Raw genomic sequence first — 16,662 nt, forward strand, 5'->3', positions numbered from 1 at the left:
TCAAGCCCCCTTTGCCTTCAGCAGTTCACGTATTTCATCAACGTCAATTCCCACGGTGGTCCATCCCGAGGCTTCCAGCCCTTCACGTTCGTCACCGTCGAACACGACAGCAAGGTGATGGTCCGGCCAGGCGATTGAAACTGGCACGCCGTCCACCTCATATCCGAGCTCTGGCAGAATATCCAAACCAGCAGTGGCAAGCTGCAACAGCAGTGTTTTTTCGAATTCAGTTGCCTGATCCAGAAGTGGCCTCCACGCAGGTCCGACCTCGTCCGCCATCTGCTGTCGAGCGACTTCTGCAGTAACGGAACCACCGGTGCTCACGTCGGAAGCCACGGATCCGACGGTCAAACCTATGGGTTTGAATGCCAGGAGGTTCGAGAGCTGCAGCCAAAGGCGCCAAGAGGCTTCGTGCGACGAAGAAGCGAGTGAATCCTGTCGATCATCGAGGCAAAGGCCGACGGCGATTGTGGACAGGCTGTTGGGCGAGCCCGCGGCAGCAAAGCCGACGCTCCCGGATCTGTACGTCCAGGCGGTCACGCTGCCGGTGGGCATCGCGGGCTGCTCTCCCCGGGACAAGGCCACAGCATGCCCGTAAACGGCGTCTGCGTCCGAAGGCTGCGGTTTCTGCTGCATGAGCATCAGAGGCACCAGCTCAGAAAACTTAGCCCAGGCTTCAGCGTCCGGCTTGTTGACCCACTGCCAAAGCATGCTCATGGCATCCCGTCCGAGCACACCCATGATGGACGCGTCCACAGGGAACTTGGCCATCAGCTGTGCGTTCAGCTTGGCGTTTGCCCAGGACGGCAGCGCAATAGGCGCCGTCGGACCCGCCTCAAACGCGTTCACGTCCTCCCATGTGACAGCCCAAGGAACCACGGCCGAAGACAGCTCCGAGGTGTGCCGAAGCTTGTCGCGCTTCTCGGCGTCGTCCGCAATCCGGTTGTGCTCTGGAGATGCGTGGAATGCGAAACCGTCGGTGTAAATCGCCAGCACCGGAAAGTTCGGGTCCGGCGGTCCTTTCAGCAGGAAGTCCGGCCGTGTGCCCGCAACATCCACCTGCGGGAGAAGCTGCCATTGGAAGTTCTGCCCGGGGATGCGGAAGGTAATAGTGTCCGCGAGCGCATCTGGTGTGATCTTGGTGTGCGCGCCCACTGCTTTGAGGCGGTCCATCCAGGCCTTTCGGAACCGCTTTTCCAGCAATGATTCGATGGACGTTCCGGCGCTCGGCGCTTCTTCTGTCACGGTCCAGTCCGTGTACGACGGCGGGGCCTCACCATCGGCGGCCTTCTGCCCGGAGCGCAGCAGGAGACCAAGCAGCCGCTCGGCACTTGCTCGCGCTACCTTATCGACCTGCCATGGCTCGGCGTGTGGCAGGAGGCAGTGGTGGCAGGCGAGCCGCTCCTCGAAACGGCAGCTGCAGTCACGCACTATTTGCCACGCTGCGTACAGCAGCTCCCATACGCGTTTCGCATTGGCAAACTCTGCCAGGTACCCCGTGCCTCCGGGGACCTTGTCGTGGAGCATGAGTGCGATCCGGCCACCGCCATGTGCGGGATCATTGATCTTCAGCACACCGAGGTGGTCAGGTGCGCCGCCCAGGACTTTCTGGAGACCCATGAGCAGCGCGGCCTGAAGACTCGGCACCGAGAAATCGTCGCCGTAGGTGACGTCCAGCGGAAGGTGCAACACCACGCCCTGGGTATTGAGCTCGCGGGCCAGAACCACTTCCTTGATGCTCTCCTGGGTTTCCTTCCGGAACTTGCACCAGAACCGGTGCTCGTTCGGCCGGTTCTCCTTAGCCGACTGGTCCAGCTGGCCACAGTAGGAACACAGCCGGAACATCGGTGTACGCACGTCGTCACCGGCAATCGTCCGGACCCCGCCATTCGACGCGGTCCGCCCGGTGTTGATCCACCGGATGTCTACCCGGTTGAAGTACTCCGCGCCGAACTCATACCCTTCCACGAACCAGCGCTTTTGCAGGTGCTGCTGGTCGATGTCAGCCGCGGCAGCGATCGTAAATCGTTCACGGACACGGTTATCGCGGCGGTCGTTGATGGCGGCCTCGTCGCGTCGTACTTCGGCGGAGACTTTTTTCATGACCACGACGTCAAAGATCTGGCCCATGTCGGCGATTGCCGCCGTCGTACACCTGACGCAGTTAGTGACCGGTGCGCTGGTGCCCACGTCTGTCTTGATCCAGCCACACTGCGGGCACACCTGCCATTTCTGAACGTGGCTCTGCTGCGGCCCGAGATCCACGGCATCGATCAGGATCTCCATGCCCTGGGCGTAAAACGTGGCGCCGGGGGCGAACTCGCTGAGCGCTATGGAGGCGCCGCGGTTGTACGTCAGGGTGTCCGTGACGAACTCCTGTGTGTCGGCGTCCTTCCATGACAGCCCCACGTCGAGGCTGACGGAATCGTCCAGCAGGGTGTAGTTGGGCAGGACTCCGTACGCTTCCAATACCGAGATCCAGTAGTCGCCGCGGAGCTGCTTGAGCTGGTCGCCGATCATGCGGAGAGTCGCTTTGGCCGTGCGGAGGGCCTGAACTGCGTAAGAGGATTTGTCGTCCAACCGCTCTGCTTCTTTGGCCGCGGCTTCCAGCTCCGGGAGGGCCTTGTCGATTTCCTTGCGGCGGCCCTCGAGCTCGTCGACATCGGCTTTCCACTCCCCTGCCGCCCGGATGAGGTGCCGGGCGAGACCGCTGGGCTCGCCGTCGTCGTGCTCGGATGCCCAGGCAATCAGCCGTTGGCGGCTTCCCTCGGAGACCTTTTCGCCGAATTGGCCAAGAAACTCAGCCAGGTACGTCTTTGCATTGGCCGTCGCGTCCTGGATCAGCTCCCCGATGAACGAGCCCGTTGCAACGCTTCCGAGAGCCTGGACCGCGTCGCGGGGGTGCGGGCGGCCGGGGGTCCGGGCGAACAGGTCTGCCACGTGGGCGACATACTGGCGCCCCAGAATCTCTTCTGCGTCCAGATAGGTTGCAGGCGGTCGGACCTCACCGTTGATGACAGACAGCGGGTCATGCAGCTTGGGCAGATGCTCGCCCCGGCCCCGAACGAACGCGAGGACCAGCGAGTTGCCGGTGAGGCGGCCTGCACGGCCGACGCGCTGCAGGTAGGACGCGACTGAAGTGGGCAGCGAGGCAAGCATGACGCAGGAGAGGTCGCCGATGTCAATGCCCATCTCCAGAGTGGGCGTGGCCACCAGGACGTTGGGAGCCTGTGGATTGTCGGATCCCGACTTGAACTGGGTCTCGTAGGTGATACGGGTCTTGTCGTCCAGGAGGGAGGTGTGCTCCCGTGCGACCACACGTTTGCTTTCCCGGGAGGAGTAAAGGTCCCGGTAGAAGTTCCGGGAGTCGCCAGCCTGGCGTTCCAGCCTTCCGCTGCACCGGACCAGAGTGCACGGGGCGCCGTCGAGCTGTTCGATAACAGTCAGGCTCCCCGGAGTCACGGCCTTGCAGACCTTGCACGCAAGGACATGGCGGCCGGACTCGAGGTCGTCAACGGCGGGAACGGAGAGCACGATCTTTGCCGGATCCAGCCAGTAAACGTCGGCTCCGGAGTTGGTGCTCGTCTTGCCCAGCACGCCGTCTTCTTCCAGCGCGGTGATCAGCGCCTTGGAAAGGTAGCCGCTGTCCGACGGCGCAATGCCGAGGCAGCGCGCCGTCCACCGGGAGTACCACGAGGTCGATGGCGTGACGGTATCCAGGTTGTCCGTCGCGGCGTCCGCGCGGCCGATCCGCGGGAATGCCGGCGCGGGACGTCCAGAGGGGAAAGCAGGCATGCCTTCGCCTTTGGGCCGGCCTCCCCAGATCTGCCACCGCTTGCCGTCCGTGGCGATGTACCCTTTGAGCCACTCGTGATGGATGCCGCCCTGAAGGCGGACGCGCTCCACGGTGCCGCGGATCCACTGCAACAACTGCTGGTCTGTAGGCGGAGTGTCTCCCACCATCGTCTGGTGCTGCGCCGAATCGTACGCCCGGCGGGCGACGGCGAGCATGCGCGTGGCACTGCCCGCATCCGTCTCGACGGCGAGAGAACCGGTGAGCTCCAGCGTCCGGCCGGTGCGGGATTGCAGGCCGAGCTCCAGGAGGGCGTCGAACTGCAGGCGTCGCCTTGCGAACCGGCGTCCTCGCGCCTGTTCGGCCGGAGTAGCTTTCGGGTTCCAGAACTGCCGGAAACTTTGGCGGTCCACGTATTCGGGGGCGACCAGCTGATAGCGCTCCGTGGGCGATTTCGCATTGGCGATGGCAGCGTCGACAACCTCTGAGAGTGTCGCTGTGTCCTCGCCCAGGGCACGGCGCAGCGCGGTACGAAGCGTCATGGTGTGGGAACGGGACTGGACATACCCGGCTCGGTGGGCGGCGTCCTGCACGCTGTCGGTGAAGACCAGTGCCTTCTTCTCTCCCTCGTCCAGGCCTTCGGCGCCGAAGAGGTTAGAGATGCTTACGGAGAGCATCGTGGCGATGGCGCTGCCCATGAAGGCGATGCCTTCCTTGGCCAGGCAGGACGGGCAGACGTCCCGCTTGGACTGGTCGTCGGCGTCCTGTCCGGTCAGCATCAGCACCGGGATGACGCGGCCTTCGGCCAGATCTGCGCTGTCAGCCGCGGGAGGAGTTTTAGAAAGTCCCCGGTTGACTGTATGCAGCCAGTGCAGTCCCTGGACCTGCTCCGCACCGTCCTGACGGAATTCGATAATGTCGGCCTCCGCTGCGGCGGAAATGAGAGTTCTGAACCTTGGGTTGTTCGCCAGGCGCGCCTCGCGGATCTTGGAGTCGTCCAGCTCCAGGTCCATGCCGGTCGGTGCCAGGACGGCGCCCCAGCCGGACCGTCCACAGTGCCTGCAGTAGACGGCAGGGAGGAACATGTCATTCGACTGATCAATACCGTCGTCCGACCAGCGAAATCGCGGTACCGTGTCCACGGCGGCATCCACCCTGGACATCTCGCGGATCCAGAGGTGGGTTTCGACGGTCAGAGCTTCGCGACCATGGCGCGCGCGGATGTGGCTGAGCAGCGCGATGACGTGGGATAGAAACTCTTCGGCCCCCGCGGCGTTCACGCCTTCAGGCAGAGCATGCGCCGGGAAGATTGCCTGAGTCAGTTTGGCGAGGTCGACGGCGACGGTTGTGTGGGCCAGCAAGGCTGTGGTGAGCGGATGCGTACGCATCGCATCCAGCAGGTCCATAGGCCGGTGCTCGAAGAGTGCTTGGAGAATGGGTTCAACCACGGTTTCCGGAGCGCCGCCCGCTTCCCGCAGTGCCGCTACGGCCGCGTTCGTTTCGGAGATATTTAATGCAACGGCGTGCAGATCCTTCGCCCGGGCTGTGCCGGAGCCGAGTGCTGACCAGTCTTCAGAGCTCAGCCTGGACTCGGTGACAACGGCCTCATGAGGGAAAACTTCGCCGAAGACAGTCTCGGCGAACCGCAGCATTGTTTCGGGGTCACCCTTGCTGCCGAGGGTGGCGGAAGTGGCGACGGGAGTGACGCGGCCAAGTGGGCGGGTTCGGTCCTCCTCTGTCAGACCCTGCGGGTGGTCGGTGAGGTCTTCAGGCCAGTAGCTCTTGAGCGACAACCCGAGCCGGCGCAGCAGCATAGCCACGTCGGTGCCTTGAGCACCGTCGTAGGTATGGAACTCATCCAGGACCGCGTACTGCAGACTTGTCGCCGATTTTTGCCAGAGAGGCGCGTCCTCCTGGCGGAGCAGGAGCATGTCCAGCATCTTGTAGTTAGTCAGCAGGATGTCCGGCGGGTCTTCGCGGAAGACCTGCCGGTCATTGATGAGACCGTCCCTGGAGACTTTGGTGCGGCTAGTGTCCCGCTGTCCGGTGTAGATGCCGGCGCTGATCCCGGAGAGCTCGGAGTAAGTGGTCAGCATTTCGGCCAAGCGCTTGGCCTGGTCATTGGCTAGGGCGTTCATCGGGTAGAGAATGAGCGCCTTCATGCCCGTGACGCCGTCACGTTTGGCCCGCAGGACGTGATCCAGGATGGGATACAGAAACGCCTCGGTTTTGCCCGAGCCAGTGCCCGTCGTGACGAGTGTCGGCTCCGGGCGGCGGCTTGCTGCAGCACCGCTGCTTTCGGTGGCCTTACTACTCAGTCTATGGAATGCTCGGGCCTGGTGCCCGTAGGGCTCGAACCCCTCGTACCAATCGAGGCAGTCCCGCCAGCCGGGTTCGGCCGCTTCGAAAGGCAAGCGCACCCGAACGTAAGAGCCTCTAAACAAGCCGTTGTCCGGATCAGCGAGGAAGTCCTTAATAGCAGACTGGGCGTTGCCATCAGTGAGTGCGAAGGTTGTGGCCAGGTAATCCGAGAGACCACGACGGAGGTCACCCGCTTGGCTGGTGGGCAGCAGTTCCGACATCAGGAGTTTTCCCCCAGCATGCTCGAGAAGTGCGCGTATGCCTTGCGCATGTCCTCCTCCCGATCGAAACTCTGGAAGGGGAACTCGAAGATGTACTCGACTCCGCTCTGCGGGTGCTTCCAGGTGCGCTCCGCAAGGGTCAAATCATCACCCCGCTTATGGTAGAGCTTATTTAGTTCAACAGGCACCTTCCGGCCGGCGACGTCATAAAGATCGTTCTTTTCATAGGCCACAAGTACTGGGAATTGAGTGCGGTAGATCGTGCACAATTCGTCTATTGTAATGCTCAGGCTGATAGCGGCCAAGACATCGATTTCAATCTCCAACTGACGTCGTACAGCTGAGATTCGCGCTGGCGTCTCCGGATTCCAGGTCTCCTCATTAACCGCATTCCACAGCTCCGCAAGGGGCCTCGTCAAGCATACGAGCCTGGCCGTCCGGAGCGATATTTCCTCGGCAACGCTGTCTTTCGTGTCGATCATGGGCAGAGCGGCAACCGCGCTAGGCCAAAGGTCCGTAACACCTGAGACCTTGACCATGAAATCGACGACAATACTACTCATCCCAGCAAGAATGCACAGGAGTTCCTTGGGACTGCTAAACATTCCTGCCGAACAAACTGTGTTGATATGCATCGGACCGGGTGGTAATACCGAGGAACGCAATGTCCGCTTGTTTGAAAGCGCAGCCATGCGTCGCCAAACAATTCTAAACTCATTTTGCACAGGAACCGAAGTTCCGTTAGGAGTGAGCCACTGCCCATAATCTGCATCAAATCGACTGACACTTGAACCAGCGCTGCGAATCGGCTGATAGCTAGTGCGGGCAATGAAGTTCTCGGATAATGCTTCCAAGTCAATCTCAGTCCAGTCGCCGTGACTTTTCATGGTGGGATTAGGCTGCTTTGCGTACGGCAACAGCTCGATAAAGTGTGGGCCTTGGATAATTGCATTTTTGAGCGAGGTTGGAGTGGCCGATCCTACGTCGAAGTAGCCCTTCTTACGATCAATCGATTCGTCCCAACCTCGCGAGTATTGCAGTGGCAGGTCACGAAGCCTACGAGCTCGACTCAACTTGCTTAGCACATGAGAACTCGCTCTGTTAACCGGATAGGCCATCCTCGCCTGCGTAGCAGGGGTACCAGGTTCGTCAAGAATTTCAGCCCAGACGCTCAAGACCGGTTCCGTAACCCGAATAATACGATCCGCGTGGGGTCGTGTATCCCAATTTCCTTCGTCATCCTTAAGACCCGGAACCTGCCCCATACCGTCGTGCCGGAGCGATCGCTCGACTGTTTCAGGGTGATACGCAGAAGCTGCCATTATGAAGTCCGGGCCTGAGAGACGACTTCCGTAGACATGGACACCGAAGGAAAATGTATGAGCGATGTCGAATAGCTTCAGTTCGTTGACAAAGTGCCAATGCCTGCGCAACCGGAGGTACGATTCAGAGCGAAGAAATGCAGCCTTTTTTTCAGTGAAATGTGATTCCGGGTGAAGGAAGCCAACCGCACCGCTACTGTTAGTCGACCTCCAAGACCGGACCATGAACGCGCGATAGGAGTCGGGCTGAAGCCCGGAGAGAAGAGCGTACTCCGTTTCCGATCCCAAGAATGCCGCCGTGACCGGCGTTGGAGTGGAATTTTCGATGAAAAATTGATGCATACCGTCGTGAGCAAGCGTGGCCTGGCGCTTCTCTTTTAGGACGGTCTGGGTAGGCTTCTCGTTTAGCTGCCACCAGGGATCGCCTTCGGCTAGGAGCGCCGCCTCGTCAGAGCGTGGACGAACCCATGGCGGGTTACCCAATTGAAGATCAAAGCCACCGCGACCGAAGACGGAAGCGAAGTCGAGCTCCCAATGGAAGAAACCTTGGTCCCTCGCGACTTGCTCACATACGTCGAGCCAAGGATGTTCCAACTTGACAATGCTAATCGGCTTAACCAGCGAGGTGCTGACATCGAAGGACTCAATGGCTTCTAGCTCGCCCCACGACGCCATTGAGAGCACCGACGTCTGGCCTTCGATTAGGCCATATTTCCGTGAAGTCTTTCCTGCGGAAGCTTCGATCCCGAGGATACCCTCGAGGGCGGAGATCCACTCCTCGAGCGAGGGAGGGCGAGCTCCGCCTGTCGCGCGTTCCGTCAATGGCCAGAACCACAGTGCGTTCCACGCATCCATGACCCTGCGCAGCCGCTGGTATGATCCGTTTCGATCGTTGAGCGACTGCTCGATCTGCTCCCGGGTGACCGCTGAGGTTTTGACAGGCTCAACCACCGAGTCCTTGGTTTCGACTGGCTCAACCACCGCGGGCCGATTGCCGAAGTAGTCGATCTCCCGGCGCGCCTCGGCCTCAGCGACCTGCAGGCGACGCAGTGTCAACTTCCACATCGATTCCACTCGGCTGCCCAAGGCCACCAGGCGATCGAGCTGGGTCTTGCTCGGCTTTGCCTTGACTCTGGTTCGCCAGGCCTTCAACTCCTTCTGCGCTTCACCCGCCAGATCTTTGACTTCTTTGGCCTCGGCGGCCGCACCCCAGCCTTCGGCTGGCAACAAGAAGTGGTGGATACGACTAGCAACATTCGGATCATCCGTGTCGTCCGCCATAGCCCCAACAAGACCGGTGAGCGGTGCCTCGGCTGGCTCAGACTTCAGCCATGTCTTGTCGTTGACTGACTGACGTGAATATGTGGCTCTTCGCGAACCGATGAGCGAGTTTCCCCGGCGTAACCGTAGCCCGAACCACGGAGCCTGAAGGTCCTTGACCATCGTGTCCAGCCACAGCGAAACTTCGGCAAGCTCCACCGCTGTAGAATTCAGGTCAACACCGTGGACCTGATGCAGGGAGATCTGCGCTTTCACTTTCTGCAGTTCCTGCGAGTATTCATCAGCTGGGATCTGGACGTCGAGTTCCTTTTGCTTGCGCTTTAGATACTCATCCGCGAGCTGACGGACCGCTTCAATGGCGAACGCGCCGGAGCCCAGAGCCGGCTCACACACCGTAAGCTTGAGAATATCGTCGGCCGGAGTGATTCCGCCGTCTTGGTCCAGCAGCTCCTCGAGAGCCTGTGACACGACGAACTTCGTGAGTACCTCCGGGGTGTAGTAGGAGGCAGACTGTTGACGTTCGCGGCCAGCAAGTCGGAACACGAAAGATCCGGTTTCGTGAAGAACAAGTTTTTTCTCGCCCGTCAGCTCGTCCTCATAGCGGACGAAGTGTTTGGCATCGATGGACTCGGAGCGATCAACCGGGACCACCCAGGAACCCTTCTCGGGGTTGCCGTCCTTCGCTACTTCGTAAAGGGGTTCGGAAGCGATGAAGCCGGTGTAGGACATCAGGCCTTCATAGACGGCACCAAGCTGGTTGATGCCCAGCTCGGCGTAAGAGATAAAGCCGCGGTCTTTCCCTCGGGCTTCCTTGCTCAGCAGCAGGTGCTTCAGAACGCGCTGAAGCTCCGAGTTGCTCAGCTTGGCGTCGTTAATAAGAGATGTGGCCTGCTCCTGAAAAAGGTCCGCCTTCAGAGGCTGGAAGGCGAGTCCTTCGTTGTCTCCGGAAGGTTCGTCAGCGGACGATGATTCACGCCAAGGCTTGTGTCCGCCGTCGACAAGCCGGAACAGCCGCTCCAGAGATTCGTAGATGTGGGTGCCGCACTGCGATTCCTGCGACTGGATGTTAACGAGTGTCAGTTCCCGGAGCCGATCCAGGCCGTAGCCTTCGTTGTATTCACCCGCACCAATGGGCAACACACCCATCTCGGGTGAGGCCTCCGCGTACAGCAGGAACAGTATGCGGTAAAGGAACCGCAGGGATTGGCGGGCCAGGTCCTGACCGTCGACGTCGTCCAAGGGGAGCCCGCGTGCGGCTCGCCTCTTGAGCACGTCATTGGCGATAATTTCGATGGAGCGGCGGATGCCCTCCCGCAGGTCCTGGGAGACACCCACCGTGTGTTTTATGGAAGCTGCCAGGATGTCATCCCACCAGATGGACCCGTCGGGAGTTGGCATCAGTGAGTCGCGGCCGAAGATGGCAAGGAACCGATCGGTTTCCGAATGCTTTCTGGTGTCGTTCCGGTCGGCAACCAGCAGGGCGTCGGCGGCGAGATAGCGGCCCTCGGCCCAGCGCTCCTGCTCCGTCACCACCAGCCAGCGCCCCGCCATTACGACGACGTACTTGGGCGAGCGTTCCGCAAGGTAAATTTCGGACACGACCTTGGCCAGCGTCAGGGACGGCATCTCCTTGCCGTCGACGAGCACGCGTCCGAGCGGCTTTACCGATGACAGAACATCTTCAGCAGCGTCGGCTGCACCGGCCTCAAGAAACACGACGTCGGCGTTGTCTGTCTTCCACACGCCAGGAACCAATGTCTCGGTGCCGCTGCGCTCAAAAGTGACTGCCGCCGTCGTACCTTTGAACCCGAGCGCGGTGCGCAGGAGGGCGTACGCCTCGCGAGCGCCCGCAGGGTCCTCGGCCAGTCCGGCGAGGAGGATCTGCAGCCCGCCACGGGCTTCGGAGAAACGAGAGAGCGTGGTGGGGTGGCCTTCCTTGGCTTGCTCATCCCAGGACTTCCGGAGTTTGATGACTTCCGCTTGGAAGGACTCTTTGGTGGAATCCGTGGTGAAGAAGTGTTCGCTGATCCAGTCTTCACCGACAACGATCGAATCAAAGGACGGCATTACTGGTCAGCACCTTCCGGTACGGCGGTAGGAGTATGGCGGGGAACAACGATCAGAAGCGGGCGGACCAGGCGCTGGGCGGGCGCGAGCGACTCGGCGATGAGCTGTTCCTCAGTGACGCGCTCCCGCTGCTTCTTGACCTCGGCCCGCTGCGTGAGCTCGAAGGACAGCTGGGTCCAGCCCGTGGCGCGGTCCGTCCATGACTGCAGCCGCTGCTCGGCTACCTTGGCCGCGGACTCGAACGTCATCTGCATTGTCTGCCTGGCGTTCTCCACTGCGCGTGGGAGGAGGGCCTGCAGACCGTCCAGACTGACGGGCCCAGGGTTTGTTGCCTTATTGTGGACGCCGATGGCTGCTAGGTGGTCCCCCAGGTCCTCCAAGGGCTGGTCCATGCAGAAGTTGGGTTTGTTGGGGTCGGGGAATTCGACGGCGATGAAGGCCTTGGACACGACCTGCCCACGGCGGTTCATAAGGGTGCCCATGAGGAGAACCTGCGGGGCGTCGACGTCACCGCGGACGGCGAGCACTTCGCTGCGGGACATCGACCCTAGTGCCCGGTCGCTGGCCCAGTCTAGGACGGGGTGGAGCGGGCCAAGGTAGTGGGCTTCGGGCCAGCTCATGTCATCAGACTCGCGGGCACGGTCGAGCTCTCGGGTGCCAGCTTCTACTGTGGTGGCCAGCTTGAGTCGCTCCGTGACTCTGCGCTCGGAAAGGTAGTCCTGTGGAAGGTAGCCCAGGCGATGCTGGAGGTCCACCGGCGGGTTCAGCTCTGCGAGGCCATGGCCTGGGTGAATAGTCCAGCCGAGTTTCTTCTGGGGTTCGCCAAAGGCCTCGTTCAGCGCCTCGTCGAGGAAGTCCAAGTCCGTGGCGTAGAGGCCGGACGGCTTTTCGACTGGTACGTCCTCGCTCGGTCCGTCCTGGTTGAGGGCTTCGAAGTCGAGGAAGTCCCAGACGTCGCCTGACTCGGGGTCTGGGTCTGGTTCGCCAACTGTTTCTTCGAACTCCTTCTTGCCAAGGAGGACATCCAGAATGGCGTCTTCCTCCTGCTTGACGCTGTACTTCCCCATGAGGGAGGCGACGTCATTCAGCACAGCGTGCGCCTCGTGCTCGCGCTCGATTAGGCGCGTCAGAACCTTGATGTCGCCGGAGAAGCGGGTGTTGTTCGGGTTCAGCAGAAGAGTGGTGATCTGCGGCTTGTGGCGCTGGCCGAAGCGATCGATACGGCCGTTGCGCTGCTCGATCCGGATAAGGCTCCACGGAATATCGAAATGGATAAGGTGGTGGCATTCGGCATGCAGGTTGACACCTTCGGAGGCCACGTCGCCCGTGACCAGGACCCGGAGCGGACTGTTGCCGCGTTTAAATTGGTCCACGATGCTCTGCTGTTCGACGTCGCTGAGACCGCCGTGCAGGAGACCTACATTTTCGGGCTTGAGGCCGAGGGCCTTGGGCAGGGTCTCCTGCAGCCACTTCAGCGTGGCGACGCGCTCGGCGAAGACTACTGCCCTTGTTGACGATCCCTTGCCGACCCCGATCTTCTTAAGGTAGCTGACGAGTTCGTTGTACTTTCCGGATTCGCCGGTGTTGGCTTGCTGCGCGAGCTGTTTTAGGCGACCCAGCGCCTCGACCTCTTTGGCCTCGGTGGGGGCATCGGCGTCGAGCTTTTTCAGACGCTCCGTTACAGTTTCAAGCAGCGCGGCAGGGCTGGAGAGAAAGGCCTTCGCGAGCGTCCAGGAAAACAAGGAGCCGTTCTGACCCGAATACGGGGACGGCCGGCCCTCGGGATAAAGCCAGGTATCCGAGAGCTCCTCCGCGATGGCATTCTCGGCGGCTGAGGCGGCAACGAGCCGGTTGTCCGGTTCCTCCCGCTCGGCCCAGTCCGCACCTACTTCCTGGGCAACCTCGGGACTGTGCCTGTGCCGGCGGATGATGAGGTTCTCCACCTGCTTGGGATCAAAGGTCCCGTCAGGGCGGACGACCGTGGGGTCAAGGAGACGGAGGAGCTCGGCAAAGGACTCGTTGCGGCCGTTGTGCGGAGTGGCCGAGGCGAGGAGCAAGGCTTCCGTGTTGGGAGCGAGGATGCGGGCGAGCTCATTGTTGAGGGTGCCGGTGTTGGTGAGGTTGTGGGACTCGTCAATGACGACGGCGTCCCAGTTCAGCTTGCCCAGGTGCGCGCGGTAACGGGCGCTCTTTAGGGTGTCTATGGAAATGATGGCGCGCTTGTAATAGGTGAAGGGGTTGCGCGTGGCCGGAAGCTTTTGGCGAACCTTCTGAATGCCGGCGGAGTCGAGGCGAACAAACGGCAGGGCGAAGCGGCACCAGAGTTCGTGCTGCATCTGCTCAAGCACGTGTCTGGGCGTGACTACGAGAATGCGCTCACCACGGCCGCGCTTGACCAGCTCGCTGAGGATCATGCCGATCTCGAGCGTCTTGCCGAGGCCGACGGCGTCGGCGATGAGGATTCGTGGCCTAATGTTCTTCGTGTCTAGGGCTTTCGCGACGGCAATCTGCTGATACTTCAGGTTTCTCGAGAGCATGCGCGTAGAGATCGTGAGGTGTTCCGCGGACTGCGGGGTGGGCGTCTTGCGCAGCGTGGTCTCCAGGAAGAGGCGCGCCTTGCGGTAGTTCGGAGTATCGTCCGCGACGACCTTGGACTTGGCGGGGTCCACGACCTCGATGTCGTCAAGGGCGGAGTAGAAGGCCGCGGTGGTGTCCCTTACTAGCTCGCTGAGGCCTTGGACCCTTATGAGTGTTCCGTCCACGGACTTCTCGAGGCTGGTGACCAACCACTCCTCATCACGGACGTGGACCACCGAACCGGGTGCGACGTTGAGTTCCCGGTTTTCGGCTGTAACTGTCAAGACCTGCTCCTGTGTTTGCTGCTTCCCCATGCACCAGCACTCAAGGGGAGCCTATGACTAGCTGGTGGTCCCCTAAACATACTAGGATCGCGGCCCTGGCTGGGCTTTTGCGAGGAATATCCTGACCGTTAGCGCGATGTCGTAACTCGATGGGACACTTTCCTGAAGTTGTTCAACGAAAGCAGGTTGGGGTGCCTCAGGACGATCACGATCTTGTACCCGGAACACACTCAGTTCCAGTGGAGGATCAAAAATGGCAACTACAGTTCATCAACGGTCCGCGCCCTGAGGAAGGTCTGGAGCTCTTTCTGGTCCGGTACGTTGTTGGGAATTCCGATGAGTGTCAGTACCGGACGGACGGCGAATGGCTGAACACTTCTCAATGTAAAGATGAGGATGCCTGGTTTTTCTCAGCGCCTCCCGATGAGGAGTATTCCCTCTTCGATTATTCTCAAATGGACGAGCGGAGCATAGGTGTAGAAGTTGGTTATCTGGTAGATCAAGCCGTCGAATGGTACGACCATCCGGGCAAGAGATCCGATGTTGCCTATGAGGTGTTCGGCCTTGGAGAACAACAGCTTTTTGTCCGCCGCCCGCCGGGACAAGCTGACCTTAAAATGGAACTCGCTACTAAAGGCCTCTTGTGGAGCCGCAGTTCAGATCACCAATGGAAACTGCTGAGTAACCTCACGTTGCGTGAGCGTGTTCAGCGTGCTGTCCTAATTGATCATGCCGAAAAGTTGATCCGAGAATCCAACGCCGTCCGCTTTTCGCGCTCCGCGCAGGGAGATACCTGTGACCTCACAGTTACAGCCGCTATCGCCCTAGGTTCACCATTTCAGGTGATCCCAACGTTTGATTCAATGCTGTTTGAATTGGTCGACAATAACCTATTGTGCTGGGAATCCGTGCGACATCTACTGACCTGTTCGGCAGAAGCTGTGCTGCTGAATAGCGTAGGCAGTGATGAAATCACGGGGGTTTCAGTCCAGTCGGGCCCACATACCTGGCTCCGTTACAGAGGTTCTTGGCTGCCAGTCGAAAGGAGGCCCGATCATGAAGGAACTATGCTTCCGATTGCCATCGAAGACCTAAGGGAAGCGGTACTCACTTGGGACGTGAACGAGAAAGCCAAGTCTCCGCGGCCCAAACAACAAGATTTTCCCGGCAAATCGATTCATTTTGTCACGCAGGATGATCCCGGAGACGTAAATGACTTCGCCATACAAGGCCTAGTTCGTGGCTCAATGGACACAGGGTACGGGGAATCCCGACGTGCGGGGATTTGGGAGCGCGGATACTGGCCGGTTCTCGACTGTGAAAATCATATGCCTACAGACGATGGCGATATGCGCCCTTGGGGAGGGCGGTATCTGTGCCAAGTCGATAAGTACTTGGAACCTTTCGCCATCGAGTTCTGGGACTCGAACGGCGACTCCGGTTTGGAAGTAGGTGAGGAAGTGTCTTTATCGGATTTCACCACATGGATAGCAACTAAGACATAGTCGTACTGGACCCGGCAGGCAGATCCGTGCGTCAAGGCAAGAAGAAAGGGAAAATCGTGTTATCAATGTTCGTTACTTGGGGAGATATGAAGTCGATACACCGCGATTCTTTCGGTTCAGGTTCTATATTGTCCATAGATCATTTAGTTGATCGGAACATTCTGAGGTCTGGCTACTTCAAGCATGATGACGAGTTCTACTACGACCTGGACCCGGACTCGATAGTCGAAGCACGACTTGAACGGTGGCCCCGTTCTCCACAACCTGAAGACCATGAAGAATACTTCGTGACGATGAGCACCGGCGGTACGGTACTCCTCATACTAGTGCTCGTGAATGACGAAAAATTTCACTACAGAAATAATGCCAAGTGGGTGTATGTAGGTCCCGGAGACAACGTTCCGGGCTTTGACGAGGGATCGCTAATACCCGTTTCCAAGCAGATAGTGGACTTTTTTGACTACGCGGAGTCCAACGAGTTCGGTCTTATTGAGGAAAGTATCGAGAGTCTCAGAATCTGACGGCGGGCTGCGGCGTTGCTAGGCTTCGGCGCAGCTATGGTGGAGTTAGCCTAACGAGCTATTGGTCCGAACTTAATTGGGGGAATGATGAAAGCCGGCGACGTAGCTCTGGGACATGTCTTCGCAGCTTGGTCGTGCCACTGTTTCAGCGCCCTTATGTGTGGTCCCAGACGCAAACTGGGAACCTTTGTGGACTGACGTCCGCACTGCTGCTGAAGAAGTTGAGGCCGAAGTCTTAGACGAAAGTGGCCGACATGATCCCAGAACATACTTTCTTGGCGCCATCGTCATCCAAATCCCGCCGTCATCTCCCACGAAAGCTGTCTTCCTCCAGCTTTCATGCCCGGCCCCAGGAGCCCACCGAGGTAGGTCATGCTGTCCAGCGGGGCGGACCATGTGTAGGATCCGACAGGGGTACGCCAAACCTTCGTGGGCCCATCAGCGAATTCCACCGCTCGCAGCCCTACGTAACCGCCGGACCGTAGGACTTTCTTGGTGGTGTTTGCCACGACACCCGTTGGAAGGGTCTTTGCTGTGCTGAGAGTAACGCCGCGGTCAGCCGACGTCACCAGTTCGGTACTGTTCGCTTACCACATTAGATCATCGACAGGATGATAGCCCTTGGCCTGGTAGCCGTTCAGCGTCCGCGTCGTCTTCGCCAAGGGGGCGATAGAGGTAAGAAACCGGCGGCGGGCAAACGCGGCATTTAGTGCCGTTTCTGCAAAGTGCT

General features: G+C 59.9%; 5 protein-coding genes. 2 read left to right on the top strand and 3 right to left on the bottom strand.

Going from position 1 to position 16,662, the window contains the following annotated elements; all coding sequences use genetic code 11:
• The 3 genes from AC5RUQ_RS12310 to AC5RUQ_RS12320 are packed head-to-tail and all read right to left on the bottom strand — an operon-like array spanning position 1 to position 13,906.
• Positions 1–6,375, bottom strand: coding sequence for a DEAD/DEAH box helicase (locus tag AC5RUQ_RS12310; protein WP_493947592.1), 6,375 nt, complete (start codon positions 6,373–6,375; stop codon positions 1–3).
• Positions 6,375–11,045, bottom strand: coding sequence for a DNA methyltransferase (locus AC5RUQ_RS12315; protein WP_493947593.1), 4,671 nt, complete (start codon positions 11,043–11,045; stop codon positions 6,375–6,377). The genes AC5RUQ_RS12310 and AC5RUQ_RS12315 overlap by 1 nt, the downstream gene beginning before the upstream one ends.
• Entirely contained in the window at positions 11,045–13,906 is a 2,862-nt protein-coding gene (locus AC5RUQ_RS12320) for a helicase-related protein (RefSeq protein ID WP_493947595.1), read from the bottom strand. The genes AC5RUQ_RS12315 and AC5RUQ_RS12320 overlap by 1 nt, the downstream gene beginning before the upstream one ends.
• Positions 13,907–14,055: 149 nt before the next feature.
• Here AC5RUQ_RS12320 and AC5RUQ_RS12325 point away from each other — a divergent pair, with 149 nt between their 5' ends.
• Positions 14,056–15,411, top strand: coding sequence for a hypothetical protein (locus AC5RUQ_RS12325; RefSeq protein WP_493947596.1), 1,356 nt, complete (start codon positions 14,056–14,058; stop codon positions 15,409–15,411).
• Between the two features lie 56 nt (positions 15,412–15,467).
• Entirely contained in the window at positions 15,468–15,932 is a 465-nt protein-coding gene (locus AC5RUQ_RS12330; RefSeq protein WP_493947598.1) for a hypothetical protein, read from the top strand.
• Positions 15,933–16,662 lie beyond the last annotated feature (730 nt).

The organism is Arthrobacter sp. MDT2-3, from assembly GCF_059090465.1.

What these genes read in the sequence shown, in the direction of transcription:
- AC5RUQ_RS12310 (WP_493947592.1), bottom strand. Translation starts at nt 6,375, where the DNA reads ATGTCGGAACTGCTGCCCACCAGCCAAGCGGGTGACCTCCGTCGTGGT.
- AC5RUQ_RS12325 (WP_493947596.1), top strand. Translation starts at nt 14,056, where the DNA reads ATGGGACACTTTCCTGAAGTTGTTCAACGAAAGCAGGTTGGGGTGCCT.
- AC5RUQ_RS12315 (WP_493947593.1), bottom strand. Translation starts at nt 11,045, where the DNA reads ATGCCGTCCTTTGATTCGATCGTTGTCGGTGAAGACTGGATCAGCGAA.